The sequence below is a fragment of the Telluria beijingensis genome (genome assembly GCF_030770395.1).
GTDB classification, from domain to species: Bacteria; Pseudomonadota; Gammaproteobacteria; order Burkholderiales; family Burkholderiaceae_D; genus Telluria; species Telluria beijingensis.
Genome location: NZ_CP132480.1, coordinates 4089006 through 4113340 on the forward strand (window position 1 = coordinate 4089006; position 24335 = coordinate 4113340).

Below are 24335 nucleotides of genomic sequence, written 5' to 3' on the forward strand. Positions count from 1 at the left end.
CGGAAATGATGTGTATTTCAGCTAACGCCGCCTCGATTTGGGTGGCGTTCATTCTTTGACGCAGGACGATCGAGGCATCTAACAAGGAACCTCGATGACCCTGCAACAAACTCCTGCCTCTGCTACTGCGAACCAGATCATCCTGACGGGCGACCGTCCGACCGGTCCGCTGCACCTCGGCCATTTCGTGGGCAGCCTGCGCGATCGCGTGCGCTACCAGCACGAATACCGCCAATTCGTGATGCTCGCCGACTCGCAGGCGCTGACCGACAATATGGATGACCTGGGTAAGGTACACCGGAACGTGGTGGAGGTGGCGCTCGATTACCTTGCCGTAGGGATCGACCCGACCAAGACCACCATCTTCATCCAGTCGCAGATCCCCGAACTGACCGAACTGACCTTCTATTATCTGAACCTGGTGACCGTGGCGCGCCTCGAGCGCAACCCGACCGTCAAGGCCGAAATCGTCCTGCGCGGCTTCGAGCGCGACATCCCGGCCGGCTTCCTGACCTATCCGGCCAGCCAGGCCGCCGACATTACCGCCTTCAAGGCCAGCGTGGTGCCGGTGGGCGAAGACCAGATCCCGATGATCGAACAGTGCAACGAGATCGTGCGCCGCTTCAACCGCATCGTCGGCCGCGAGATCCTGGTCGAGGCCAAGGCCTTCGTGCCGGAAGTCGGCCGCCTGCCGGGCATCGACGGCAAGGCCAAGATGAGCAAGTCGCTCGGCAACACCATCAACCTGGGCGCCAGCGCCGACGAGATCCGCGCCGCGGTCAAGAACGTGTATACCGACCCGCTGCACCTGAAGGTGTCGGACCCGGGCCATATCGAGGGCAACGTCGCCTTCACCTATCTCGACGCCTTCGACCTCGACAAGGAAGGCCTGGCCGAGATGAAGGCCCACTACCAGCGCGGCGGCCTGGGCGACAGCATCGTCAAGAAGCGCCTGGAAGGCATCCTGCAAGAGCTGCTGGCGCCGATCCGCGCCCGCCGCGAAGAGTTCGCCAAGGACCCGGCCCAGGTCATGAAGATGCTGCAGGAAGGCACCATGAAAGCGCGCGAAGTGGCGGCGGCGACCACCGACGAAGTCAAGAAGGCGCTGGGCCTGTCTTACTTCTGAGGCAGGAAGCTCGGTATCGCTGGGCGATGCCGGCAGTAGCACGCGCCGTGCCTCTGATCAAAACGGTGGCGCGGCGCTCCCGACGATGGCAAGCTGCGGGCTTGTCCATCGCCGAGGAGTGTCTCATGAGCAAGGGTTTGCGCCTGACCGAACGCTGGATGCAACGGGCCCTGTGGCTCGTTGCCCTGATCTTCGCCGGCTTCCTGGTCGGCCTCGGCGGCCTGGTCGTGCAGCACCTGCGCGACGTCGAAGAACCGCTGTCGGTCGAGCAATTCATGGACCCGGCCCAGGTTGCCAGTCTGCGCACCGGGATGGAAGCAGAGCGCGAACGGCTGGAAGCGGCGCGCACGCGCCTGGACCAGGCCAGCCAGAAGCACACGGTGGCGCAGTCGAATACGCGTTCGGCGCGTTCCACCTTCAACGATTGGCTGGCGACGCGGCAAGCCACGGCGCGGCCCGAGCAAGACCCCGAATTGATCAAGCGTACCCAGGGCCTGGAGGCCCTGGAGCGCGCTGAACGCGCCGCCCTGGCGGCGGTCGAGGCCGAGCAGCAGACGATGCTCGATGCCACCCAGGCCCACGAGCGCGTCGTCCAGCGCTGGGACGCCCTGGAAGCGCCGGCGCAGCAGGCCTTCGCCGACGAACTCGCGGCGGGCGAGCTGCGCGTCTTTCTCTATCGCCTGGCGTTGACGCTGCCGCTGCTGCTGGTCGCCGCCTGGCTGTTCAAGCACAAACGCAAGACCCGGGACTGGCCGTTCGCCTGGGGCTTCATCTTCTTTGCGCTGTTCACGTTCTTCTTCGAGCTCGTGCCCTATCTGCCGAGCTATGGCGGCTACGTGAGGTATATCGTCGGCATCATACTCACCGTGGTCGCCGGCCGCTACGCCATCGCCTGGCTGCAGGCCTACCTGGCGCGCCAGAAGCAGGCCGAGACGCTGCCAGACGCCGAACGGCGCTTGGGGCTACGCTACGACCTGGTCCAGACGCGCCTGGCCAAGGGCGTCTGCCCCGGCTGCGAGCGCGCGGTCGACCTCAAGGATGGCAAGAACGATTTCTGCCCGCACTGCGGCATCGGCCTGTTCAACCGATGCGGCAACTGCGCGACACGCAAGAATGCGTTCGCGCGCTTCTGCTTCGCGTGCGGGGCGGCGGCGAACACGACACTGGCGGACTAGGCCGCCAGTGCGTCGCCATGCTCAGTCGCGCAGGTCGGCCGGCACCTTGCCGCCATTGGCGGCCAGCTTGTTCATCACCTGGCGGTGCAGCCAGATATTCATCTTGGCCGAATCGCTGGTATCGCCGGTGTAGTTCAGCTCGGCCGCCAGTTCCTTGCGCGATTGCAGGCTGCTGTCCAGGCCGAGCAATTTGAGCAGGTCGACGATCGAGGTGCGCCAGTTCAGCTGCTGGCCGGCCGACTTCTGCATATCGTTCAGGATCTGCTCGACGTCGACTTGCTGGACCGCGGCCGGTGCTGCGGCCGGCGCTGCCGCTGGGGCCGCGGCTGGAGCGGCGGGCGCGGGCGCTGCCTGCGGCTGGGCTGGCGCCGCAGACGGCGCTGCTGGAGTCGTAGCCGTCGTCGCGGCAGGCGCCGCATCTTTTTTGCCTGGGAAAATTTTGTGGAAGATATTGCTCAGGATACCCACGGGACCCTCCTTTTCTGGTGATTGCTTACGGATGTTGTTGGCCATATAGCCGAGTGCGACCGCCAGCGCGGCGCCGCCGGCGGCCTTGATCAAGGTCGGATGCTCGGCATAGAAGTCGCTCATGCGATCGACAATGCCGGGATTCTGTTGTTGCGCCTTTTCTGCGATTTCTTGCACTTGCTCAGGCGAGACCTGGGCGGCCTGTTCGGGCGTCACTTGCGACGGCGTATTGCCGCCGAAGATCTTTCCCAGCGCGCCGCCTGCCACCGAGGACAGCAGGCCGCCGCCGGCGCCGCCCAGCAGGCTGTTGAGCATGCCGGCGCGCTGGTCGGGATTGCTTTGGCCAAACAGCTGGCTGACCATTTGCGGGAAGGGTGGCGTCTGGTCCGAGCGCAAGGCGCTGGCGATGCCCTGGGCGATGCTGGCGCGGGGCGCGTTCTGCGCCACCTGGTCGAAGTCGTCGGCCGCCTTGCCATTGTTGGCGATGGCGCCGCCGATGTATTGCTGCAAAATGTTTCCTAGATCGAAAGCCATGTCATCTCCTGCGTGATGTGATACCTGTGAATGCTCAGCCTAGGGCTTTGGTATCGCTGGTTCTGTTCGGTCACGAACCGAAGGCGGACATGAAGCGCTGCCCGGCGCCGGCTCTTTGCCATATGGACATGCAAGGCGCGGGACAGGTAAGCTGTCGCCATGCCTTACCTGCCGCTCGCACTCTTCCTCATCATCTACCTGTTCGCCAGCCTGGCCTGGGACATGTCGCAACTGGTCGGCGCCGCCTATCTCACCACGAGCCTGACCTGCTTCGTCGCCTACGCCATCGACAAGTCGGCGGCGCGCTCGGGCACCTGGCGCACGCCCGAATCGTCCCTGCTGGTGCTCGGCCTGGTTGGCGGCTGGCCCGGCGCACTGCTGGCCCAGCAATGGTTGCGGCACAAGAGCAGCAAGCCATCGTTCCAGCGCAAATTCCAGCTGACGGTGGCGTTGAACCTGGGCGCCTTCGCCTGGCTGGCCTGGCGCTTCGGCCAGCAGCAGGTTTGATTCGACCTGAAAGGACATCCCGATGTGGCCCTATCCCCGCGTCCTTGCCCACCGTGGCGGTGGCACCCTGGCTCCTGAAAACACGTTCGCGGCGCTGCGCTGCGGCATGGACCACGGCTACCGGGCGATCGAGTTCGACGTCATGCTGGCGCGCGATGGCGTGCCGGTCGTGATCCACGACCAGAACCTGAAGAGAAGGCTGGGGGGCGTGGGGCTGGTCACCGACTACGACGCGGCCGAGCTTGTGCAGATGGATGTCGGCAGCTGGTTCAAGCCGCAGTTTGCCGGCGAGCCGATTCCGGACGGCGCCGAGTTCGTGCGCGCCTGCAAGGCGGCCGGGGTCTGGATGAATATCGAGATCAAGCCCGCGCGTGGCCACGATCGCGCCACCGGCACGGCCGTCGCGCGGCTGGCCGCCGACATCTTTGCCGATGAAATCGCGGCCGGCGAGATGGCGCGGGTGCCCTTGTTATCGTCGTTCAGGGAGGACTCCCTGGACGCCGCCCGCGCGGCAGCCCCGGATGTGCCCCGCGGCCTGCTGTTCGAACGCGGCGCCTTGCCGGCCGACTGGGAAAAGCGGGCCCGCGCGGTCGGCGCGAGCGCCATCCATACGCACTACGAGAGTCTCGATGCGGCCCTGGCGCGCGCCATCAAGGCCGCCGGCTTCGGCCTGTTCTGCTACACCGTCAACGATCCGAACGATGCCCGCACCTTGCTGGACTGGGGCGTGGATGCCTTCTGCACCGACCGCATCGACCTGATCGGGCCGTCGTTCGCCTGAGCCCGTGGGTTGGCATCAGGCAATATATTTTTCAGACGGGCTCAAGGATGGCTGCCGAAAGACGTTAAGTACTGACGATCTCTTTCAAGCAGCAGCGAGCATGGCACCCCTGAGCACGATACCTTTCCCGACCACCGGCGGCACGCACGACGCCACAAGCCACTGGCTCGACCTCATCACCCAGTCGGTGCAGCCCGCCGTCCGCAGGCAGGCAGTGGACCGCGCGGCCCGGGCCCGCATCCTCGAGCAGGCCGCCGCCAGCATGCTGGCCCCGGTCGCGCGCCAGCCGCGTGCGGTGTCCGACCTGTTGCGCTGACAATACTGTTGCAGGGCGGGGTGTCAATATCGGCGCGCCCGATATTCGCCTTGGCAGCTAGGCTATAATCGTTTCTTTATATGGCAAGCTGCCCCATTCCGCCCTCCAACAGACATGAAATCCTCAGACATTCGCGAAAAGTTCCTGAAGTTCTTTGAATCCAAAGGCCATTCCATCGTGCGCTCCAGCCCGCTGGTGCCGGGCAACGACCCGACCATGCTGTTGACGAATAGCGGGATGGTGCAGTTCAAGGATGTGTTCCTGGGCCTGGATACCCGCCCGTATTCGCGTGCGACCTCGGTCCAGCGCTGCGTGCGCGCCGGCGGCAAGCACAACGACCTGGAAAACGTTGGTTATACCGCGCGCCACCACACCTTCTTCGAGATGCTGGGCAACTTCAGCTTCGGCGACTATTTCAAGCGCGATGCGATCAAGTTTGCCTGGGAACTGCTGACTGTCGTCTACGGCCTGCCGGCCGACAAGCTGACCATCACCGTCTATTTCGAGGACGACGAAGCCTACGATATCTGGGCCAACGAGATCGGCGTGCCACGCGAGCGCATCATTCGCATTGGCGACAACAAGGGTGCGCGCTATGCCTCGGACAACTTCTGGCAGATGGCCGACACCGGCCCATGCGGCCCGTGCACCGAGATCTTCTATGACCACGGCGCCGACATCTGGGGCGGTCCTCCGGGCTCGCCGGAAGAAGACGGCGACCGTTTCATCGAGATCTGGAACCTGGTGTTCATGCAGTTCAACCGCGACGAGTCGGGCACGCTGACCCCGCTGCCGAAGCCGTCGATCGACACCGGCATGGGCATGGAGCGCCTGGCCGCCGTGCTGCAGCACGTGCACAGCAACTACGAGATCGACCTGTTCCAGAACCTGATCAAGGCGGCTGCGCGCGAGACCGGCATCGACGACCTGGGCAACAACTCGCTCAAGGTCATCGCCGACCACATCCGCTCGGCCTCGTTCATGATCGTCGACGGCATCATCCCGAGCAGCGAAGGCCACGGTTATGTCTTGCGCCGCATCATCCGCCGCGCGCTGCGCCACGGCCACAAGCTGGGCCAGACGAAGCCGTTCTTCTACAAGCTGGTGGCCGACCTCGACCTCGAGATGGGCGAAGCCTATCCAGAACTGCGCAATGTGAAAGACCGCGTGGCGTCGGTGCTGAAGGCCGAGGAAGAGCGTTTTGGCGAGACGCTGGAAAACGGCATGAAGATCCTGGAAGCCCAGCTGGCCAAGGATCCGAAGAACCTGGATGGCGGCACCGCCTTCACCCTGTACGACACCTATGGCTTCCCGCTCGACCTGACCGCCGACATCTGCCGCGAGCGCAACGTCACGCTCGACGAAGCCGGCTTCGCCGCCGCCATGGAACAGCAGAAAAAGACCGCGCGCGCGGCCGGCAAGTTCAAGATGGCCGCCAACGTCGAGTACGCGGGCGAGAAGACCAAGTTCGTCGGCTACGAGTCGCTGGCCCATAACACCCACGTGCTGGCGCTGTACGCCGACGGCGTGAAGGTCGATGAGCTGAAGGCTGGCCAGGCCGGCATCGTGGTGCTCGACACCACCCCGTTCTATGCCGAATCGGGCGGCCAGGTCGGCGACCAGGGCGTGATCGGCGGTAATGGCGCGCGCTTCGAGGTCGAGGACACGCTCAAGATCCAGGCCGACGTGTTCGGCCACCATGGCGTGCTGCGCGAAGGCAGCCTGAAAGTGGGCGACACCGTCGACGCGCAAGTCGATACCGTCAAGCGCGGCCGCACCATCCGTAACCACTCGGCCACCCACCTGATGCACAAGGCCTTGCGCGAAGTGCTGGGCAGCCATGTGCAGCAAAAGGGCTCGCTGGTCGATCCGGACAAGACCCGCTTCGACTTCAGCCATCCGCAAGCCTTGACCGCCGATGAAATCGCGCAAGTGGAAGCCATCGTCAACCGCGAGATCCTCGAGAACCACCCGACCCAGTCGCACCACATGAGCTTCGACGACGCCGTCAAGCATGGCGCGATGGCGCTGTTCGGCGAGAAGTATGGCGATACCGTGCGCGTGCTGGACATCGGCACCTCGAAAGAGCTGTGCGGCGGCGTCCACGTGACCCGCACCGGCGACATCGGCCTGTTCAAGATCGTGTCGGAAGGCGGCGTCGCCGCCGGCATCCGCCGCGTCGAAGCGGTGACGGGCGAGGGCGCCCTGGCCCTGGTGCAGTCGATCAACCGCAAGCTGGTCGAAGCGGCCGGCGCCCTGAAGACCAGCCCGGACGAGCTCACTAGCCGCATCGCCCAGGTGCAGGACCAGGTGAAAACGCTGGAGAAGGAAGTCGCCGCACTGAAATCGAAGCTGGCGGCAGGCCAGGGCGACGAGCTGCTGGGCAAGGCGGTCGATGTCAACGGCATCAAGGTGCTGGCAGCGACGATGGAAGGCGCCGACGTCGCCACCCTGCGCGAAGCGATGGACAAGCTGAAGGACAAGCTGCAGACGGCTGCGATCGTGCTGGCCAGCGTGGCCGACGGCAAGGTCAGCCTGATCGCGGGCGTGACCAAGGACGCCACCGGCAAGGTCAAGGCAGGCGAACTGGTGAACTTCGTCGCCCAGCAAGTGGGCGGCAAGGGCGGCGGCCGTCCCGACATGGCGCAGGCGGGCGGTACCGATCCGTCGGGCCTGCCGGCGGCGCTGGCCGGCGTGGCTGGCTGGGTGGGCGAACGCGCCTGATGTTTCAATGAGTACCGGCAGCCGCATGGCTGCCGGGCGCTGCCGAAGGGCGGCATCCCGGGCGATCGGGATGCCGCCCTTGTCGTTCCAGGGTGTGTCAGCGCATGGCGCGACGGCGACGGACGAGCGCCGCCATGCCGAGCGCGAGCAGGGCCAGGGAGCCTGGCTCCGGCACGGCGGCGGCGACATCGACGCTGTCGATCCGCAGGCCGGCCACGGTGAAGTTGCCGATTTCAATGCCCATCGCGCCGTCCAGGCTGGTGAACGGCCCCTGGTTCCACAACACGTTCTGGTTGTCGTAGTAGAAATTGCTGTTGGCATCGCCCTGGAATGCGAACTCGAGCAGGTATTGCTTGCCCGGGTCGAGGACAATGCCGGCCAGCGCATAATCGATCCAGTCGCGGCCATTCGTCGTCACATTTGAACCGCCGCTGGCGAGGCTGGACAGGCGCGTCAGCGTGACGCTCGACATCGAGATTTCGTACAGGCCGAACGTCAGGTCGATGCCGGTCAGGTCGTGCAGCAGGCCGACGCTCGTGACCGCCTGGCGCGAGTCGACGCCGAAGGTAATGCCACGGCCCATCCACCAGCTGTCGTTCCCGGCCGAGTATTCACTGCCGACGGTATCGTTGGGCGGCACGAAGATCACCGTTGCAGCGGCGGCGCCGCCGGCGCCCAGTGCGCAGGCGGCGCTCAGGATGACTGCTTGAACAAGTTTAGCGAACATGGTTGTCTCCGTTATTGTAGGAGCAGGCTGCCATGCAAGACCCATACCAATCTTGTCAATCCGTTCATAATCAATGACTTGATCCACAGTGATTGGAAACGTTTCCCATCGCTGTCAATTTTTTCGACAGGGTGCGGATAACCGGCCCCAAAGTGAGTCCCCGCTCCTGCTCGCAGCGGGAGTGGCCGCTGCCGGAAGCCGGGCATAGGCTAGGGGCAGGAGAGTATGCGAGTGTGGTCGCTCCGTCTATTGTGTGCCCCATTTCGGACCGCATATGCTAGGCATGCCGCACTGTGATGGTGCCGTTTGGTAATCATCCTGACCACACTCGATGCTGATTGGTCAAGCTTTTCACAATGGGTTGCGGTCTTGCAACAATGTGTGACTATTTTGGTGCGGTGCGTCATACTCTTCAAATTGGAGTAGTATGAGATGCAGTTGGCCGACCTCGAAGGCCAGTTTATTGAAGGCAGGCAAGCGATGAGCGACATCACCTTAGATATCGACACTATGGAATTCCAGAGAGACCTGGATGCGCGTGGGCTGAATTGTCCGCTGCCCATCCTCAAGGCCAAGAAGGCCCTCGCAGAGATGGAAACCGGCCAGGTGCTGCGCATCGTCGCCACCGATACCGGTTCCGTGCGTGACTTCCAGGCCTTTGCCAAGCAGACCGGGAATGCGCTCCTGGCCCACACTCACGAGAACGGTGAGTTCACGTTCCTGATGCGTCGCAAATAATGCGGTCGGTTGCAGATCATGCTGCAACCGCGTGCGTCATCCTGGACGGGGCATTCGGCCCCGTCCGCTCCCCTTGTACGTAGCGAGATGCCCGTTTTAGGCGTTTTCCTCTAACTAAAAATCGCACGATCGTGCTTTAATTTGGCCCGTTGCTTCGATTTCTCTTATAATCTGGGCCACAGTTCTGTCATCCATTCCATTTTTAAAGGCACCCTATGAAAGTCCTGGTACCCGTCAAACGCGTGGTCGACTACAACGTCAAGGTTCGCGTCAAGTCCGACAATAGCGGCGTCGATGTCGCCAACGTCAAGATGTCGATGAACCCGTTCGACGAGATCGCGCTGGAAGAGGCGACCCGCCTGAAAGAAGGCGGCAAGGTCACCGAAGTGGTGGCGGTCTCGGTGGGCGTGGCCCAGTGCCAGGAAACCCTGCGTACCGGCATGGCGATCGGCGCCGACCGCGGCATCCTGGTGGAAACCGCCGGCGACACCGAGCCGCTGGCCGTGGCCAAGATCGTCAAGGCGCTGGCCGACAAGGAACAGCCGCAGCTGATCATCCTGGGCAAGCAGGCGATCGACGACGATTCGAACCAGACCGGCCAGATGCTGGCTGCGCTGCTGGGCTGGCCGCAAGCCACCTTCGCCTCGAAAGTCGTGCTGGAAGACGGCAAAGTCACCGTGACGCGCGAAGTCGACGGCGGCCTGGAAACCGTCGCCCTGACCCTGCCAGCGATCATCACCACTGACCTGCGCCTGAACGAGCCGCGCTACGTCACGCTGCCGAACATCATGAAGGCGAAGAAGAAGCCACTCGAGACCGTCAAGCCGGAAGATCTGGGCGTGGACGTGACGCCGCGCCTGAAGACCCTGAAGGTCGTCGAGCCGGCCAAGCGCTCGGCCGGCGTCAAGGTGCCGGACGTGGCGACCCTGGTGCAGAAGCTGCGCACCGAAGCCAAGGTCATCTAAGCCGTTCGCTCGTAAAACATTCATAGGAATCAACATGGTCGCATTAGTCATTGCTGAACACGACAACGGCTCCCTGAAGGGCGCTACCCACCACACCGTGACCGCGGCCGCCCAGTGCGGCGGCGACGTGCACATCCTGGTCGCCGGTTCGAACTGCGGCGCCGCCGCCGAAGCCGCCGCGCAAATCGCCGGCGTGTCGAAAGTGCTGGTCGCCGACGCGCCGCACTTCGCCGACGGCCTGGCCGAGAACGTGGCCGAGCAGATCCTGGCCATCGCCAGCGAGTACTCGCACATCCTGGCCCCGGCCACCGCCTACGGCAAGAACATCCTGCCGCGCGTCGCCGCCAAGCTGGACGTGGCGCAGATTTCCGAGATCACCAAGGTCGATTCGCCCGACACCTTCGAGCGTCCGATCTACGCCGGCAACGCCATCGCCACCGTGCAATCCGGCGACAAGGTGAAAGTCATCACCGTGCGCGGCACTGCCTTCGACTCGGCAGCGGGTGGCGGTTCGGCCGCCATCGAGACCGTGACCGCGGTCGCCGACTCGGGCACCTCCACTTTTGTCGGTCGCGAACTGGCCAAGTCGGACCGTCCGGAACTGACCGCCGCCAAGGTGATCGTCTCGGGTGGCCGCGGCATCGGCTCGGCCGACAACTTCAAGATCCTGGAACCGCTGGCCGACAAGCTGGGCGCGGCAATGGGCGCCTCGCGCGCCGCGGTCGATGCCGGCTTCGTGCCGAACGACTGGCAGGTAGGCCAGACCGGCAAGATCGTCGCCCCGACCCTGTACATCGCGGTCGGTATCTCGGGCGCGATCCAGCATTTGGCCGGCATGAAGGATTCGAAGACCATCGTCGCCATCAACAAGGATCCGGAAGCGCCGATCTTCTCGGTCGCCGACTATGGCTTGGTGGGCGACCTGTTCGAGGTCGTGCCGGAGCTGGTCAAGGAACTGGGTTAATTGTCGACAGGGCAGAGCATGCGACCCCGCAGTGCCAGCCCTGTCAACGTACCTCAAGACGTCGTTCCCGCGCAGGCGGGAACCCAGGTTTTCATGCGCTGCCGTATCGGCATGCGTTCGTGGTTGCTCAACGAACTGAGGTTTCCGCCTGCGCGGGAACGACGTTCGGGGGTACATGGCCATCATTGAAACAATGGGTTCTCCACCGCTGCAGGGGCGGCGTTTTTTTATTCAGCATTCAGGAAGCACAAGAGGAGACAACAGGTGAGCTATAACGCCCCGCTGAAAGACATGCAGTTCGTGCTCAATGAACTGGCCAATCTTGCCGATATCAACGCGCTGCCCGGTTGCGAAGACGCGACCCCGGACACCGTGGCCGCGGTGCTGGAAGAAAGCGCCAAATTCTGCGGCGAAGTCATCGCCCCGCTGAACCATGCCGGCGACAAGGAGCCCAGCTCCTGGAAAGACGGCGAAGTCACGACCACCAAAGGTTTCAAGGAAGCCTTCCGCGCCTACGCCGACGCCGGCTGGCAGGGCGTGCAGCACCCGCAGGACTTTGGCGGCCAGGGCTTGCCGAAGCTGGTAGCCACGCCGTGCATGGAGATGCTGCATGGCGCCAACCTGTCGTTCGCGCTGGTCGCGCTGCTGTCCGACGGCGCGATCGAGGCGCTGCTGACCGCCGGTTCCGACGAACAGAAGGCGCGCTTCCTCGAGCCGCTGATCTCGGGCCAGTGGACCGGCACCATGAACCTGACCGAACCGCAAGCCGGCTCCGACCTGGCAGCCGTGCGCACCCGTGCCGAGCCGCAGGGCGACGGCACCTATAAAGTCTTCGGCACCAAGATCTTCATCACCTATGGCGAGCACGATATGGCCGAGAACATCGTCCACCTGGTGCTGGCGAGGACGCCGGACGCGCCGCCGGGCGTGAAAGGCATCTCGCTGTTCATCGTGCCCAAGTTCATGATCAACGACGACGGTTCGCTGGACGCGCGCAACGACGTGCACTGCGTCTCGATCGAGCACAAGCTGGGCATCAAGGCCAGCCCGACCGCCGTGCTGCAGTTCGGCGACCACGGCGGCGCGATCGGCACCCTGGTGGGCGAAGAGAACCGCGGCCTGGAATACATGTTCATCATGATGAACGCGGCCCGCTTCGGCGTCGGCATGCAGGGCGTCGGCCTGGCCGAACACGCCTACCAGCAGGCGGTGGCGTTCGCGAAAGACCGCATCCAGTCGCGCGACGTGGCCGGCTCGCCCGGCCCGGTGGCGATCGTCAACCACCCGGACGTGCGCCGCATGCTGATGTCGATGCGCGCCCAGACCGAGGCGGCGCGCGCGCTGGCCTATGTCGGCGCCGGCATCTCGGACCTGGCCCACCACCATCCCGACGCGGAGACGCGCAAGGCGAACCTGGCCGTGTATGAATACCTGGTCCCGGTGATCAAGGGCTGGTCGACCGAGATGAGCGAGAACGTGGCGCGCGACGGCGTGCAGGTACATGGCGGCATGGGCTTCATCGAAGAGACCGGCGCGGCCCAGCATTACCGCGACGCCAAGATCCTCACCATCTACGAGGGCACGACCGCAATCCAGGCCAACGACCTGGTCGGCCGCAAGACGGTGCGCGACGGCGGCGCGGTGGCGAAGGGCTTGCTGGCGCAGGTGGACGAGGTGGTGCGCGAACTGCGTGAAACCCAGAGCATCGATTTCACCGCGATCGCGCGCAGCCTGCGCGACGGGTCGAGCGCGCTGGAGTCGGTGGTCGACTATATGGTCGAATTCGGCAAGAGCGATGTGCGCGGCGTGTACGCGGGCAGCGTGACCTATCTGAAGCTGGCCGGCATCGTGCTGGGCGGCTGGCAGATGGCGCGCGCGGCCATCGTGGCGCAGAAGAAGCTCGACGCGGGCGAGGGCGATGCCGCCTTCTACCGCGCCAAGATCGCCACCGCGCGCTTCTACGCCGACCACATCCTGTCGCAGGCGATGGGCCTGCGGCATGCGATCACGGAAGGCGCGGCCGGCGTGCTGGCGCTGGATGTCGACCAGTTCTAACCGAAGGCGCCGCCCGTAAACAGGATGTCGAACAGCCGCGCCATCGTCCCGATCAGGACGATGGCGCCGGCCAGCATCGTGATTACCAGCAGCACCGGCAGGACCCAGGTCGAGCGCGACTGGCGGCCGCTGCCCTGGTTATGTTTCGCATCCCATTTCTCGTCCGGCGTGAGGCCGATCACCAGCGCCTCGATGTAGCCGGCGATGAACGACACCAGCAGCGGCAGCATTACATAAAAGGGATGGGGCTTGACCGCGCCGTACAGGATGCCGGTGACCGGCAGCGCGCACAGGTGCAGCAGCCCGAGCCGGTCGGCGCCGCCCTTCAGGTAGAAGCGGTGGACCCCGAAGCCGCCCAGCAGCAGGGCGAGCAGGGTGGCGACGGTCTTGTTCTTGTGGGTAGCGGCCATATCGTGTCGTTCAATAGTTCGGGACAGCAAGAGTATGGTCGAGATTTGCAGGAATGGCACGTTTCACGCGACAGGCTGCCGAAATGACGGGGTGGCCGGTGGCGGTGTGGTCGAAAATCGGCGATAATGCTCGATTGTGTCGGGGCGGCGCAGGTTGTTGTCCGCCGTATTATCAATAACGCTTGCTGCTGTTCGGAGTCGCGCGCTATAATCGTCGACTTTCTCCGTCCAGAACAACTTTTTCGGAAATATTATGGTCGTTATTCGTTTGGCTCGTGGTGGCGCTAAAAAGCGCCCGTTCTTCAACATCGTTGCAACCGATTCGCGTAACCGTCGCGATGGCCGTTTCATCGAGCGCATCGGTTTCTACAACCCGATGGCTTCGGGCGCCGAAGTCGGCCTGCGTATCGCTGCTGACCGCCTGGCTCACTGGCAAGGCGTTGGCGCACAACTGTCGCCGACCGTCGCTCGCCTGGTTGCCCAGAACAAGCCAGCTGCTTGATTTTATTAAGTAGCACGTAGTGAGCGATTCAGCAGCAAGCCCGGTGGTTGTTCCCGCTGACCTGACCCAGGTCGGGCATATCTCCGGGGCGTATGGCATCGTGGGCGGCATCCGTGTCACCCCGTATTCGCAAGACGCGGATGCGCTGCTGAACGTGAAGACCTGGTGGCTCGACAAGCCGACTTTGCACGCCGTCACCGTACGGAGCGCAAAACTGCATGGTGGCGACGTGGTCGCGACCCTGGTCGGCATGCGCGACCGCGACGAGGCCGAGGCACTGAAAGGTGCGTCGGTACAAGTGGCGCGCAGCGAGTTCCCGGCGCTCGAAGAAGACGAGTATTACTGGTCCGACCTGATCGGCCTGGATGTGGTCAACCTGCAGGGCGAAGCCCTGGGCAAGGTGATCGACATGATGCACAACGGCGCGCAATCGATCCTGCGCATCACGCCGGTGGCGGATCCCGCCGCCGCGACCAAGGCGCCCGAGCGCCTCGTGCCGTTCGTGGACCAGTTCGTCAAGACCGTCAGCCTCGAGCAAAAACTGATTACCCTGGACTGGGGCCTCGATTTTTGAGCCCGTCCGGTAGAGGAGCACAGCGCGATGCAGTTTGACGTCGTCAGCTTGTTCCCTGAAATGTTCGCCGCATTGACGCAGTCGGGAGTAACCCGGCGCGCCTTCGAACAGCAGCGCTGGGGCCTCACCCTGTGGAATCCACGCGATTTCACGCAGGACCGCCACCGCACCGTGGACGATCGCCCTTACGGCGGCGGCCCCGGGATGGTGATGATGGCCCGGCCGCTCGAAGCGACGATCAATGCAGCGAAGCAAAGACAAACCGAGCTCGGCCTGCCGAGCCCGCGCGTGGTGTTCATGTCGCCGCAAGGCAAGCCATTGAGCCACGAACGGGCGATGGCGCTCAAGGACGAGCCCGGCCTGGTGATCCTGTGCGGCCGCTACGAAGCGGTGGACCAGCGTCTGCTGGACCGCTGTGTCGACGAAGAGATCTCTCTCGGCGACTTCGTGCTGTCGGGCGGTGAATTGCCGGCCATGGCCTTGATGGATGCGGTGGTGCGGCTGATCCCCGGCGTGCTGGGCGACGATGCCTCGGCGGTCGAAGATAGCTTCGTCAACGGCCTGCTCGATTCGCCGCACTATACGCGGCCGGAGGTGTACGAAGACATGCCGGTGCCGCCGGTCCTGATGGGCGGCAACCATGCGGAAATCGTCAAGTGGCGCCGTCAGCGCATGCTGGAGGCGACCGCGGCGAAACGGCCCGATCTGCTGGACAAGGCGCGCGCCGCTGGCCAGCTGAGCAAGAAGGACGAACAGTTCCTGGCAAGTTTGGAAAAACCTGCCGAGTAAGAATATGCGCAGGCAGTACAGCGCATGCAATCATGGGCATGTTGCCCGTGGTTCAACCCCATCCTCTACTGGGCGAAGGTAGTGCCAGCAAGATGGTTTTTGGAGTCATAAAAAAATGAATCTGATTCAACAACTCGAGCAAGAAGAAATTGCGCGCCTCGGCCGCAAGATCCCTGATTTCGCACCAGGCGACACCGTTGTCGTCAGCGTCAATGTCGTCGAAGGCAACCGCAAGCGCGCCCAGGCATACGAAGGCGTGGTCATCTCGCGTCGTAACCGCGGCCTGAACTCGAACTTCATCGTTCGCAAGATCTCGTCGGGCGAAGGCGTCGAGCGTACCTTCCAGCTGTACTCGCCGCTGATCGCTTCGATCGAAGTCAAGCGTCGTGGTGACGTCCGCCGCGCCAAGCTGTACTACCTGCGCGAGCGTTCGGGCAAATCGGCTCGTATCAAGGAAAAACTGCCGCAGCGTAAAGTTGCAGCAACCCCAGCCGCTGCTGAATAAGAGCGACTGTGTCCTGAAAAAGGCATCCGCGAGGATGCCTTTTTCTTTTCCACGTCCAGGAATTCTATTTTGGCAAAATTCGTCTTCGATCCGACCCAGCTTCCGGTCGCCAGCCTGGCCGGCGAGGCACCCATCGCGTCTGCGCGCCTGACCCCGGCCGCCTTGCGGGCGCGCTTCGCGCAGACCCTGGCCTGGGTCCCGGAAACGTCGGACGAGGGCAGGGGCATGCTGCCCGGCCAGCTGCGGCGCGCCGCCGTGCTGGTGCCGCTGGTCGAACGGCCAGGCGGCGTGACGGTGCTGCTCACGCGCCGCACCGACCATCTGTCCAGCCATGCCGGCCAGATCAGTTTTCCGGGCGGGGGCGCCGAAGAGCGGGATTCGTCGCCGATCGAGACCGCGCTGCGCGAGACCGAGGAAGAGATCGGCCTGGCGCGCCGCCATATCGAGATCATTGGCGTGTTGCCGGACTACACGACCATCAGCAGCTACCGCGTGACGCCGGTGGTGGCCCTGGTCCAGCCGCCGTTCGTGCTGCAGCCCGATCCGGGCGAGGTGGCCGAAGCCTTCGAGGTGCCGCTCGCTTTCCTGATGGATGGCCTGAACCACCAGCGCCGCGTCATCGACTTGCCGCAGGGCGCCGGCAGCCGGGCCTTTTATACGATGCCGTACGAGCAATATTTTATCTGGGGCGCCACCGCCGCCATGCTGCGCAATCTCTTCCATTTTTTGCGCGCGTAAAACTTTCTTACAGGCCCGGATTTGATTCTGGCAGGCTTCTCCGCTATCGTAGCGGGGCAGTCGTATTGCCAAAACAAAAAAGGGTTCCTGATGACATTCTTTTCCATCCTGTGCGCACTGCTCATCGAGCAACTGAAACCGCTGCGCGCCGATAACCAGGTGTATGGCGGCATCAAGTCGCTCGCCATGCGAATCGAAACCTGGTTCAATGCCGGCGAGCAAAAGAACGGGCGCATGGGCTGGATCCTCATGATGATCGCGCTGATGTTGCCGACCTGGCTCGTCTACTGGTTCTTCATGTACTACAACCTGGTGTTCCTGGCCTTCGCCTGGAATGTCCTGATCGTCTACCTGACCCTGGGTTTCCGCCACTACAGCCATTACTTTACGTCGATCCAGTTCGCGCTCAATGCGGGGGATGAACCGCGGGCGCGCGCGCTCCTGGCCGAATGGACGAGGCTGGACACCGTCGGAATGGACAGCACCGAGATCACCCGCATCGCGGTCGAGAAGGCCTTGATCACGACCCACCGCAATGTGTTCGGCGTGTTCTTCTGGTTCCTGATGCCGCTGGGGCCGGCGGGCGCGGTGATGTACCGGGTGTCCGAATACCTGTCGCGCGCCTGGAACGAGCCCGACCACATGCGCAACGAAGCGTTCGGCCAGTTCGCCGCCAGGGCCTTCTACTGGATCGACTGGGTGCCGGTGCGCCTGACGGCGGTGGCCTTCGCCGTTGTCGGCAATTTCGAGGACGCTGTCTATGCCTGGCGTAACTTCGCCAACCGCTGGGCCGACGAGGCGCGCGGCATCATCCTGTCGGCCGGCGGCGGTGCGATGGGTGTGCGGCTCGGCACGCCGAACGAAAATGCGCCACAATTACTCCCGGCGGATGCCGCCACGGTCGATCTGAGCGAAAGCGACGTGGATGTATTGCCGGGCGAGGAGCCGAACGTCCGCGCCCTGCAGAGCACGGTTGGACTGGTGTGGCGCGCCCTGATCCTGTGGATGATCCTGTTGCTGCTGACGTCGAGCGTGGCCTGGCTGCGCTGAGCCGTGCCGTGTCGGGACTCGTCCTCAAGTCTTCTATAAGATATAATACTGCCTGAACCGAGCAACGCTGTATTGCACCGAGCCGCATTGGCTCTCATCCACGCAGCACTTCCTGTCTGAGCCCGTAGGACTATGACCGACCGATCGCAAGCCAAGAATGAAGAACTCTCTGGAGAGTTTTTTATCTTGGGCCTCACGAATAAAGGCAAGCAGTTCCGCCCGAGCGACTGGGCCGAGCGGCTGTGCGGCGTCATGGCCTGCTATTGCCCCGGTTCCGGCGGCCCCAACGCCCACCTGAAGTTCTCGCCCTACGTCTACCCGACCGTGGTCAATGGCACCAAGGCCGTCGTGGTCAACCGCGCCCTGCAGCAGATCGAGCCAATGGCCTACCACTTCGTGGTCAGCTTCGCCAAGGACAACGATATGCAGGTCGTCGACGCCTGTTTCGTGCCCTTGCCGGGCGAAAAGAAACCAGGCGCTGCCTGAGCCTTCATTGACAGCTTGTCGCCGCTGGCGCTTTGACTAAACTCAAAGCGCCAGTTTTGTTTTGGCCTAGTGTCAGGCGGATAAGAAGGGAGAGCATCATGCGAATCGGCGACATCTGTACCAACGACACCATCTGCTGCACGCGCGACGAAACCGTCCAGGCCGCCGCCATGCTGATGCGGCGCCACCACGTCGGCGACCTGGTCGTGGTCGAGGCCGACGGCACCGGCAACGTCCCGCTCGGCATCCTGACCGACCGCGACATCGTGCTGGCCGTGGTGGCGCCCGGGCTCGATCCGGCCAGCCTGCTGGCCGGCGACATCATGAGCGACGACCTGCTCACCGCCAGTCAATCGGACGACGTCTACGAGACCATCGAGCACATGCGCCTGCGCGGCATCCGCCGGGTGCCGGTGGTCGATGCCGACGGCAAGCTGAGCGGCATCGTCAGTGCCGACGACCTGCTCGAATTCCTGGCCGAGGAAATGAGCGAGCTGTCGCGCATCGGCTCCTGGCAGCAATCGCACGAGCGCCGCGTGCGCCAATAGTTATCTGACAGCAATTCTTGTCAACTGGGCGGCCGGATAGGTCACAGGAAAGATGTCCGTCTGCTACCATCGCCGGAGCAGGCGGGACGATTGGCGTCCTGCCCAGACGACGAGACACCATGAATTCGAGATTCCAGCTGCGCGCCATTGCCGCGCACGTGACGGCGGGCTGCATTGCCCTGGCATTGACCTTCCCCGCGGAGGCAGCGCCCGCCGCCAAGGCGAGCGACAAAGCGGGCGCCAAGGCGCCGGCCAAGCCCGCAGCCGGCGCGGCCCTGCCCAAGGGCGTGACCCTCGGCCCTTCCGTCGAGGGCATTACCGAATACCGCCTGGCCAATGGCCTCAAGGTGCTGCTGTTCCCGGATGCCTCGCGTCCGACCGTGACCGTCAACATGACTTACCTGGTCGGCTCGCGCCACGAGAACTATGGCGAGACCGGCATGGCCCACCTGCTCGAGCACCTGCTGTTCAAGGGCGCGAAGAACAACCGCGACATCACAAAGCAGTTCGCCGAGCGCGGCATGCGCTTCAACGGCACCACCTCGCTCGACCGCACCAATTACTACGAAGTTTTCCAGGCCTCGCAGGACAACCTGGACTGGGCGCTGCAGATGGAAGCCGACCGCATGGTCAACTCCTTCGTCTCGGCCGACGACCTGGCGTCCGAGATGACGGTGGTGCGCAACGAATTCGAGGCCGGCGAGAACCAGCCCGGCAATGTGCTGTTCAAGCGCATGCAAAGCATCGCCTATGACTGGCACAGCTATGGCCGCTCGACGATCGGCAACCGCAGCGATATCGAGAACGTGCGCATCGAGAACCTGCAAGCCTTCTACCGCACCTACTACCAGCCCGACAACGCGGTGCTGCTGGTGGCCGGCAAGTTCGAGCCGAACGCCACGCTGGCGCGCATCGGGCGCCTGTTCGGCGCGATCCCGAAGCCGAAGCGCACCCTGCCGCCATTCTGGACCGTGGAACCGACCCAGGACGGCGAGCGCAGCTTCGTGGTGCGGCGCCAGGGTGACGTTCAGCTGGTGGCGGTGGGCTACAAGATCCCGTCCGACCTGCAGGCCGAGGCCGAAGCGCTGGGCTTTGCCTCGGAGATCATGGGCGACGCGCCGAACGGCCGCCTGCACAAGCTGCTGGTCGAAACCGGCAAGGCCAGCCAGGTGTTCAGCTTCGGCCAGACCGGCTACGCGCCCGGGCTGCAGTTCTTCGGCGCCGTGGTCAAGAAGGGCGAGCCGCTGGAGCCGGTGCGCGCCGCGCTGACCCAGGCGGTCGAGGAACTGGCCACGAAACCGCCGACCGAGGAAGAACTGGAGCGCGTGCGGCGCTCCTGGCTGAACACGATCGAGCGCAGCCTGAACAATCCGCAGCAGGTGGGCGTGGCGTTCTCGGAATCGATCGCGCTGGGCGACTGGCGCCTGTTCTTCCTGAGCCGCGAACGCGTGGGACAGGTCACGGCCGAGCAGGTCGCGGCCAGCGCCGGGCGCTACTACCTGCCGAGCAACCGCATCAGCGGCAGCTTCATCCCGGACGATGCGCCGCGGCGCGCCGTGCTGCCGGCCGCGCCGACCCCGCAAGAGGCGCTGAAGGACTTCAAGCCGGCGACGTCGACCCTGGTCGCGGAAGACTTCGACCCGAGCCAGCGCAACATCATGCAGCGCACCACGGTGACGACCGCGGGCGGCGTGAAACTGGCGCTGCTGCCGAAGAAGAACCGGGGCGAGACGGTCACCGTCGACCTGCGCCAGAACATCGGCAACGAAAAAAGCCTGTTCGGCAAGGCGGTCCTGCTCGACATGAGCAGCGCGATGCTGATGCGCGGCACCACGCGCTATACCCGCGCCGAACTGGCCGACGCCTTCGACAAGCTCAAGATCAGCGGCAGCCCCACGCACTTCCAGACCACGCGCGCCAACCTGCCGGCGGCGCTGGAGCTGGTCGCCCACGTGCTCAGGGAGCCGGCCTTCCCCGAGAGCGAATTCGAACAGCTGCGCGAGCAAAGGCTGGTGGGCCTGGAGGCGACCCGCAACGAGCCGCAGCTGGTCGCCTTCCGCGCGCTGGCCAAGCACTTCGAGCGCTACCCGCGCGGCGACGTCCGCCATTCGCCGACCCTGGAAGAGAGCATCGAGGACATGAAGGCGGTGCGCCTGGCGGACGTGAAAGCCTTCCACCGCGACTTCCACGGCGCCAGCCCGGCCGAGATGGCGATCGTGGGCGACTTCGATGCGCAGCAGGTCGCGCCGCTGGTGGACCGCCTGTTCGGCGCATGGAAGGCCGCGCAGCCGTTCGCGCCGATCGTGTCCAGCTACGTGGACGTGGCGCCGACCGCGGGCATGATCGACACGCCGGACAAGGAAAACGGCTTTTTTGTTGCCGCCATGAACCTCGACCTGAACGAAGAGGATGCCGACTATCCGGCCCTGATGCTGGCCAATTACATCTTCGGCGAAGGCGGACTGAAATCGCGCCTGATGGACCGCATCCGCCAGAAGGAGGGGCTGTCCTATGGCGGCGGGTCGAACCTGAGCGCGGGCACGCTGGACCGGGCAGGGGGATTCCACGTGACCGCCATCGCCGCGCCGCAGAACCTGGCGCAGCTGGACAAGGCCGTGCGCGAAGAACTGGCGCGCGCGCACAAGGACGGGTTCACGGCCGAGGAACTGGCCGGCGCCAAGTCGGGCATGATGCAGCAGCGCCTGCAGAGCCGCTCGAACGACGCATCGCTGGCGTCGAGCTGGAGCTATTACCTGTACCGCGGCAAGACCTTCGACTGGTCGGCGGAACTGGAGCGCAAGCTCGATGCCGTGACGCTGCCTCAGCTAAATGCAGCATTTCGCAAGGCCATCGATCCGGCTAAGCTGTCGGTCATGATGGCGGGCGACAAGGGCAAGGCGAATGCCGGACCGGCGGCGATGACGAATCCGCAACGACCTATGCCGTAAGTGCAACAGTTTCCCGACAAAAACCCTCTGGGATTGTGACAAGCGATGAAGCCATGCGTTAAAATGTTTCTTTTCGGAAGCAAAAGTTTCATCCAGGGAGCAACATGAAGGCCATCAGCAAGCAGTCGGCAAGCGGTTTGTCGTTTTCCGGCAAGGTCGTTCTCGTTACCGGCGCCGCTAGCGGAATCGGTCGCGCCATCGCCCTGGCGTTCGGCCGGGCCGGCGCCAGCGTCGTCGTGGCCGACGTCTCGATCGACGGCGGGCACGCGACGGCGGCCATGATCGTCGAGAATGGCGGCAAGGCCTTGTTCGTGCAGAGCAACGTCACCCGCGCCGCGGACGTCGAAGCCCTCGTCGACAAGACCATCAATTACTATGGGCGCCTCGATTTCGCGGTCAACAATGCCGCGATCGAGGAAGAGCGCCAGCTGCTGGCCGACGCCGACGACGAGCAGTTCGACCGCATCATGAACGTCAACGTCAAGGGCGTCTGGCTGTGCATGAAATACCAGCTGCGCCAGATGCTCAAGCAGGGTCATGGCGCGATCGTCAACATGGCCGGCGTGGCTGGTCTGGTCGGCAGCCCGAACCACGCGATCTATGGCGCCAGCAAGCATGCGGTGATCGGCCTGACCAAGAGCGCCGCCGCCGAATATGCGCGCGAAGGCATCCGCGTCAATGCGCTGTGCCCGGCGGCGGTCAAGACGCCGATGCTGGCGCGCGCCTTCGAACGCGATCCCGGCAGCGAGAAAAAGCTCAAGGCAGCGCACCCGATGGGGCGTTTTGCCGATGCCGGCGAGGTGGCGCAGGCAGCCCTGTGGCTGTGCTCGGACATGGCGTCTTACGTCAACGGCCATGAGATGGTCGTCGATGGCGGGTTTACGGCGGTGTGATCTGGCGCGCCTGTTGGCCGGTATGCCGCTGGAATATTCCTTGTCGAAAATTTTTACAGTAGGATTATTCTCTTAAAATAGAAAAACAGTAAGTATTTGTTTTCATTAAGAAATTGCTTTTTGGCATGAATAGTGCTTGATAGTTGGTTATGATTCCGGATGTTGCTGTTGGTACTCGCAGCATTCCGGTTGAGACCGTTCTTCATCATGCACCTTCAACCAGTGAGATTACTGTGAAAAAGACTCTCGCCGCACTTGCAATCGCCGCCGCACTCGCTCCCGTCGCCAGCGCCCAGGCTGCAACCATCAGTTACAGCGCTACCAAGGCGATGACGACCACCAACTGGTCCGAGAACCTCAGCTTCAACAAGTTCGACAGCAGCCTCGGCAACTTGACCTCGATCACCTTCGACCTGAGCGGCATCGTGCGGGGCAGCGGCAGCGCCGAAAGCCTGGACGCTGCGGCCTCGACCGTGACCCTGACGCTGGGTTCGCTGCTGACCCTGACCCGTCCCGACAATACCACGCTGGTCGTGACCAATCCGGTGTTCAGCCGGGTATTCGGCTTCGCTGCACACGACGGCGGGCTCGATTTCGGTGGCGCTTCGGGCGGCACCACCGGTTCGGTCGACGCCAGCAATTCGAATTTCTTCACCAGCACTGCAGCGAGCGACTTCGACCTGTTTTCCGCACTGGGCGGCGGCTCTCTCAGCCTGGGCCTCGCCGCACTTGGCCAGACCTCTGGTACAGGCGCGGGGAACCTGATCACACAGTTCAGCACGGCAGCGGCCGGCACCGCGTCGGTCACCTATACCTTCACGCCGTTCGCCGAAGTGCCGGAACCGGCCAGCATGGCAATGCTCCTCGGCGGCCTGGGCCTGATGGGCCAGGCCCGTCGCCGCACCGGCGCCAAGGCATAATACCTGCGCACTTCCGGCGGCATGCCGGCTCGTCCACTGTCGAAAAATCTTACAGTGGACTGCCGTTCATGCCGCTCGGGTAACGCAAGTCATTGTTTTGAATAAAGTATTTCTTGGTGGCATAGTTTGTGCTTGTATTTACGAAGACGCAGCCTGGACACATCCAGCGCACCTTCACCAAGTGAGATCACCTTGAAAAAGACTTTTGCCGTACTGGCGCTTGCCGCCTCCCTGGTTCCATTCGCAGGCGCGCACGCCGCCGTGATCAGTTTCAGCAATGACAAGGCGCTGACGAGGACGAACTGGACCGACCATCTGAGCTTCGGCAAATTCGATAGCAGCCTGGGCACCCTCAATTCGATCAGGTTCGACCTGACCGGCGTGATTCGTGGCAGTGGCAGCGTTGAAAGCCAGGACAGTGAAGCGACCACCGTCGCCTTGACCCTGTCCTCGCTGCTGACCTTGATGCGCCCCAACGGCACCACCCTGGTCGTGAGCAATCCCGTGTTCAACCAGATCTTCAACCTGGCGCCAGCCGACGACAATCCCGACGATTTTTCCGGCCCTGCGGGCGGCACTACCGGCACGGTGACGAAAAGCGCGTCGGAATACTTTATCAGCACCAATGCCAACGCCACCGACTTCGCCCTGTTCTCGGCACTCGGCGGCGGCACCATCAGCCTCGGCGTAAACGCGCGCGGCAACTCGAATGCCGACGCCTCCGGCAACGTGGATACCCGCTTCCGGACCAATGCCGGGGCCAGCGTCAAGGTCAGCTACGACTACACGCCATTCGCCGAAGTGCCGGAACCGGCCAGCGTGGCGCTGATCCTCGGCGGCCTGGGGCTGCTGGGACTGTCGCGTCGCCGGTTCGGCGGCAAGGCGTAATATC

25 protein-coding genes are annotated in these 24335 nt (G+C 63.8%); 22 read left to right on the plus strand and 3 right to left on the minus strand.

Features of this window, described 5'->3' with window-relative positions; genetic code table 11:
- Nucleotides 1–94 precede the first annotated feature (94 nt).
- Together trpS and Q9246_RS18170 are read left to right on the plus strand one after the other, a co-directional pair.
- Nucleotides 95–1126, plus strand: a complete 1032-nt coding sequence (gene trpS, locus Q9246_RS18165; RefSeq protein WP_306392101.1) for a tryptophan--tRNA ligase — start codon at nt 95–97, stop codon at nt 1124–1126.
- A 125-nt stretch (nt 1127–1251) separates the two neighbouring features.
- A complete protein-coding gene (locus Q9246_RS18170; protein WP_306392103.1) occupies nt 1252–2301 on the plus strand; it encodes a zinc ribbon domain-containing protein in 1050 nt (349 codons plus the stop codon).
- A gap of 21 nt (nt 2302–2322) precedes the next feature.
- Here Q9246_RS18170 and Q9246_RS18175 read toward each other — a convergent pair whose 3' ends face one another.
- Complete coding sequence (locus tag Q9246_RS18175) at nt 2323–2769, minus strand: DUF3597 domain-containing protein (protein WP_306398219.1); 447 nt, start codon at nt 2767–2769, stop codon at nt 2323–2325.
- Nucleotides 2770–3462: 693 nt separating this feature from the next.
- Here Q9246_RS18175 and Q9246_RS18180 point away from each other — a divergent pair.
- The 4 genes from Q9246_RS18180 (at nt 3463) to alaS (ending at nt 7631) form a co-directional block, all read left to right on the plus strand.
- Entirely contained in the window at nt 3463–3810 is a 348-nt protein-coding gene (locus Q9246_RS18180; protein ID WP_306392105.1) for a DUF1294 domain-containing protein, read from the plus strand.
- A 22-nt stretch (nt 3811–3832) separates the two neighbouring features.
- On the plus strand, nt 3833–4591 hold the full coding sequence (gene ugpQ / locus Q9246_RS18185) for a glycerophosphodiester phosphodiesterase (protein ID WP_306392107.1): 759 nt from the start codon (nt 3833–3835) through the stop codon (nt 4589–4591).
- A gap of 100 nt (nt 4592–4691) precedes the next feature.
- Nucleotides 4692–4907: a hypothetical protein gene (locus tag Q9246_RS18190; RefSeq protein WP_306392111.1), complete on the plus strand. Its 216-nt coding sequence runs from the start codon at nt 4692–4694 to the stop codon at nt 4905–4907.
- A 114-nt stretch (nt 4908–5021) separates the two neighbouring features.
- Nucleotides 5022–7631: an alanine--tRNA ligase gene (alaS, locus tag Q9246_RS18195; RefSeq protein WP_306392114.1), complete on the plus strand. Its 2610-nt coding sequence runs from the start codon at nt 5022–5024 to the stop codon at nt 7629–7631.
- 97 nt (nt 7632–7728) lie between these two features.
- Here alaS and Q9246_RS18200 read toward each other — a convergent pair whose 3' ends face one another.
- Nucleotides 7729–8358, minus strand: coding sequence for a PEP-CTERM sorting domain-containing protein (locus Q9246_RS18200; protein ID WP_306392115.1), 630 nt, complete (start codon nt 8356–8358; stop codon nt 7729–7731).
- Between the two features lie 510 nt (nt 8359–8868).
- Between Q9246_RS18200 and Q9246_RS18205 the strand changes: the two genes are divergently transcribed.
- The 4 genes from Q9246_RS18205 (at nt 8869) to Q9246_RS18220 (ending at nt 13080) form a co-directional block, all read left to right on the plus strand.
- Nucleotides 8869–9096 (plus strand): sulfurtransferase TusA family protein, encoded by a 228-nt coding sequence (locus tag Q9246_RS18205; RefSeq protein ID WP_040777452.1) that lies wholly within the window; start codon nt 8869–8871, stop codon nt 9094–9096.
- A 215-nt stretch (nt 9097–9311) separates the two neighbouring features.
- Complete coding sequence (locus Q9246_RS18210; protein ID WP_137175008.1) at nt 9312–10061, plus strand: electron transfer flavoprotein subunit beta/FixA family protein; 750 nt, start codon at nt 9312–9314, stop codon at nt 10059–10061.
- Nucleotides 10062–10095: 34 nt separating this feature from the next.
- Complete coding sequence (locus Q9246_RS18215) at nt 10096–11025, plus strand: electron transfer flavoprotein subunit alpha/FixB family protein (RefSeq protein ID WP_306392118.1); 930 nt, start codon at nt 10096–10098, stop codon at nt 11023–11025.
- Nucleotides 11026–11289: 264 nt separating this feature from the next.
- Nucleotides 11290–13080, plus strand: a complete 1791-nt coding sequence (locus Q9246_RS18220; RefSeq protein WP_306392119.1) for an acyl-CoA dehydrogenase — start codon at nt 11290–11292, stop codon at nt 13078–13080.
- Here Q9246_RS18220 and Q9246_RS18225 read toward each other — a convergent pair.
- Nucleotides 13077–13490: an NINE protein gene (locus Q9246_RS18225; RefSeq protein WP_306392120.1), complete on the minus strand. Its 414-nt coding sequence runs from the start codon at nt 13488–13490 to the stop codon at nt 13077–13079. The genes Q9246_RS18220 and Q9246_RS18225 overlap by 4 nt on opposite strands.
- A gap of 253 nt (nt 13491–13743) precedes the next feature.
- Between Q9246_RS18225 and rpsP the strand changes: the two genes are divergently transcribed.
- From rpsP to Q9246_RS18285, 12 genes are all read left to right on the plus strand, one after another.
- Nucleotides 13744–13992, plus strand: a complete 249-nt coding sequence (gene rpsP / locus Q9246_RS18230) for a 30S ribosomal protein S16 (RefSeq protein ID WP_005668882.1) — start codon at nt 13744–13746, stop codon at nt 13990–13992.
- Between the two features lie 43 nt (nt 13993–14035).
- Entirely contained in the window at nt 14036–14566 is a 531-nt protein-coding gene (rimM, locus tag Q9246_RS18235; RefSeq protein ID WP_306392123.1) for a ribosome maturation factor RimM, read from the plus strand.
- Between the two features lie 27 nt (nt 14567–14593).
- Complete coding sequence (trmD, locus tag Q9246_RS18240) at nt 14594–15355, plus strand: tRNA (guanosine(37)-N1)-methyltransferase TrmD (RefSeq protein ID WP_306392124.1); 762 nt, start codon at nt 14594–14596, stop codon at nt 15353–15355.
- A gap of 115 nt (nt 15356–15470) precedes the next feature.
- Entirely contained in the window at nt 15471–15860 is a 390-nt protein-coding gene (gene rplS / locus Q9246_RS18245; RefSeq protein ID WP_208278370.1) for a 50S ribosomal protein L19, read from the plus strand.
- A gap of 69 nt (nt 15861–15929) precedes the next feature.
- Nucleotides 15930–16598, plus strand: a complete 669-nt coding sequence (locus tag Q9246_RS18250) for a CoA pyrophosphatase (protein ID WP_306392127.1) — start codon at nt 15930–15932, stop codon at nt 16596–16598.
- 90 nt (nt 16599–16688) lie between these two features.
- Nucleotides 16689–17648: a CobD/CbiB family protein gene (locus Q9246_RS18255; protein ID WP_306392128.1), complete on the plus strand. Its 960-nt coding sequence runs from the start codon at nt 16689–16691 to the stop codon at nt 17646–17648.
- Nucleotides 17649–17780: 132 nt separating this feature from the next.
- Nucleotides 17781–18134 (plus strand): DUF3579 domain-containing protein, encoded by a 354-nt coding sequence (locus tag Q9246_RS18260; protein ID WP_306392129.1) that lies wholly within the window; start codon nt 17781–17783, stop codon nt 18132–18134.
- 98 nt (nt 18135–18232) lie between these two features.
- The gene (locus Q9246_RS18265; protein WP_306392130.1) at nt 18233–18682 is read left to right on the plus strand and encodes a CBS domain-containing protein; all 450 of its coding nucleotides are present in this window, start codon (nt 18233–18235) and stop codon (nt 18680–18682) included.
- A gap of 119 nt (nt 18683–18801) precedes the next feature.
- Nucleotides 18802–21630, plus strand: coding sequence for a M16 family metallopeptidase (locus Q9246_RS18270; RefSeq protein WP_306392131.1), 2829 nt, complete (start codon nt 18802–18804; stop codon nt 21628–21630).
- Nucleotides 21631–21734: 104 nt separating this feature from the next.
- Entirely contained in the window at nt 21735–22523 is a 789-nt protein-coding gene (locus Q9246_RS18275) for an SDR family oxidoreductase (protein WP_306392132.1), read from the plus strand.
- A 233-nt stretch (nt 22524–22756) separates the two neighbouring features.
- Entirely contained in the window at nt 22757–23443 is a 687-nt protein-coding gene (locus Q9246_RS18280; RefSeq protein WP_306392133.1) for a choice-of-anchor E domain-containing protein, read from the plus strand.
- Between the two features lie 192 nt (nt 23444–23635).
- Nucleotides 23636–24331: a choice-of-anchor E domain-containing protein gene (locus tag Q9246_RS18285; RefSeq protein ID WP_306392134.1), complete on the plus strand. Its 696-nt coding sequence runs from the start codon at nt 23636–23638 to the stop codon at nt 24329–24331.
- The last annotated feature ends 4 nt before the right edge of the window (nt 24332–24335 follow it).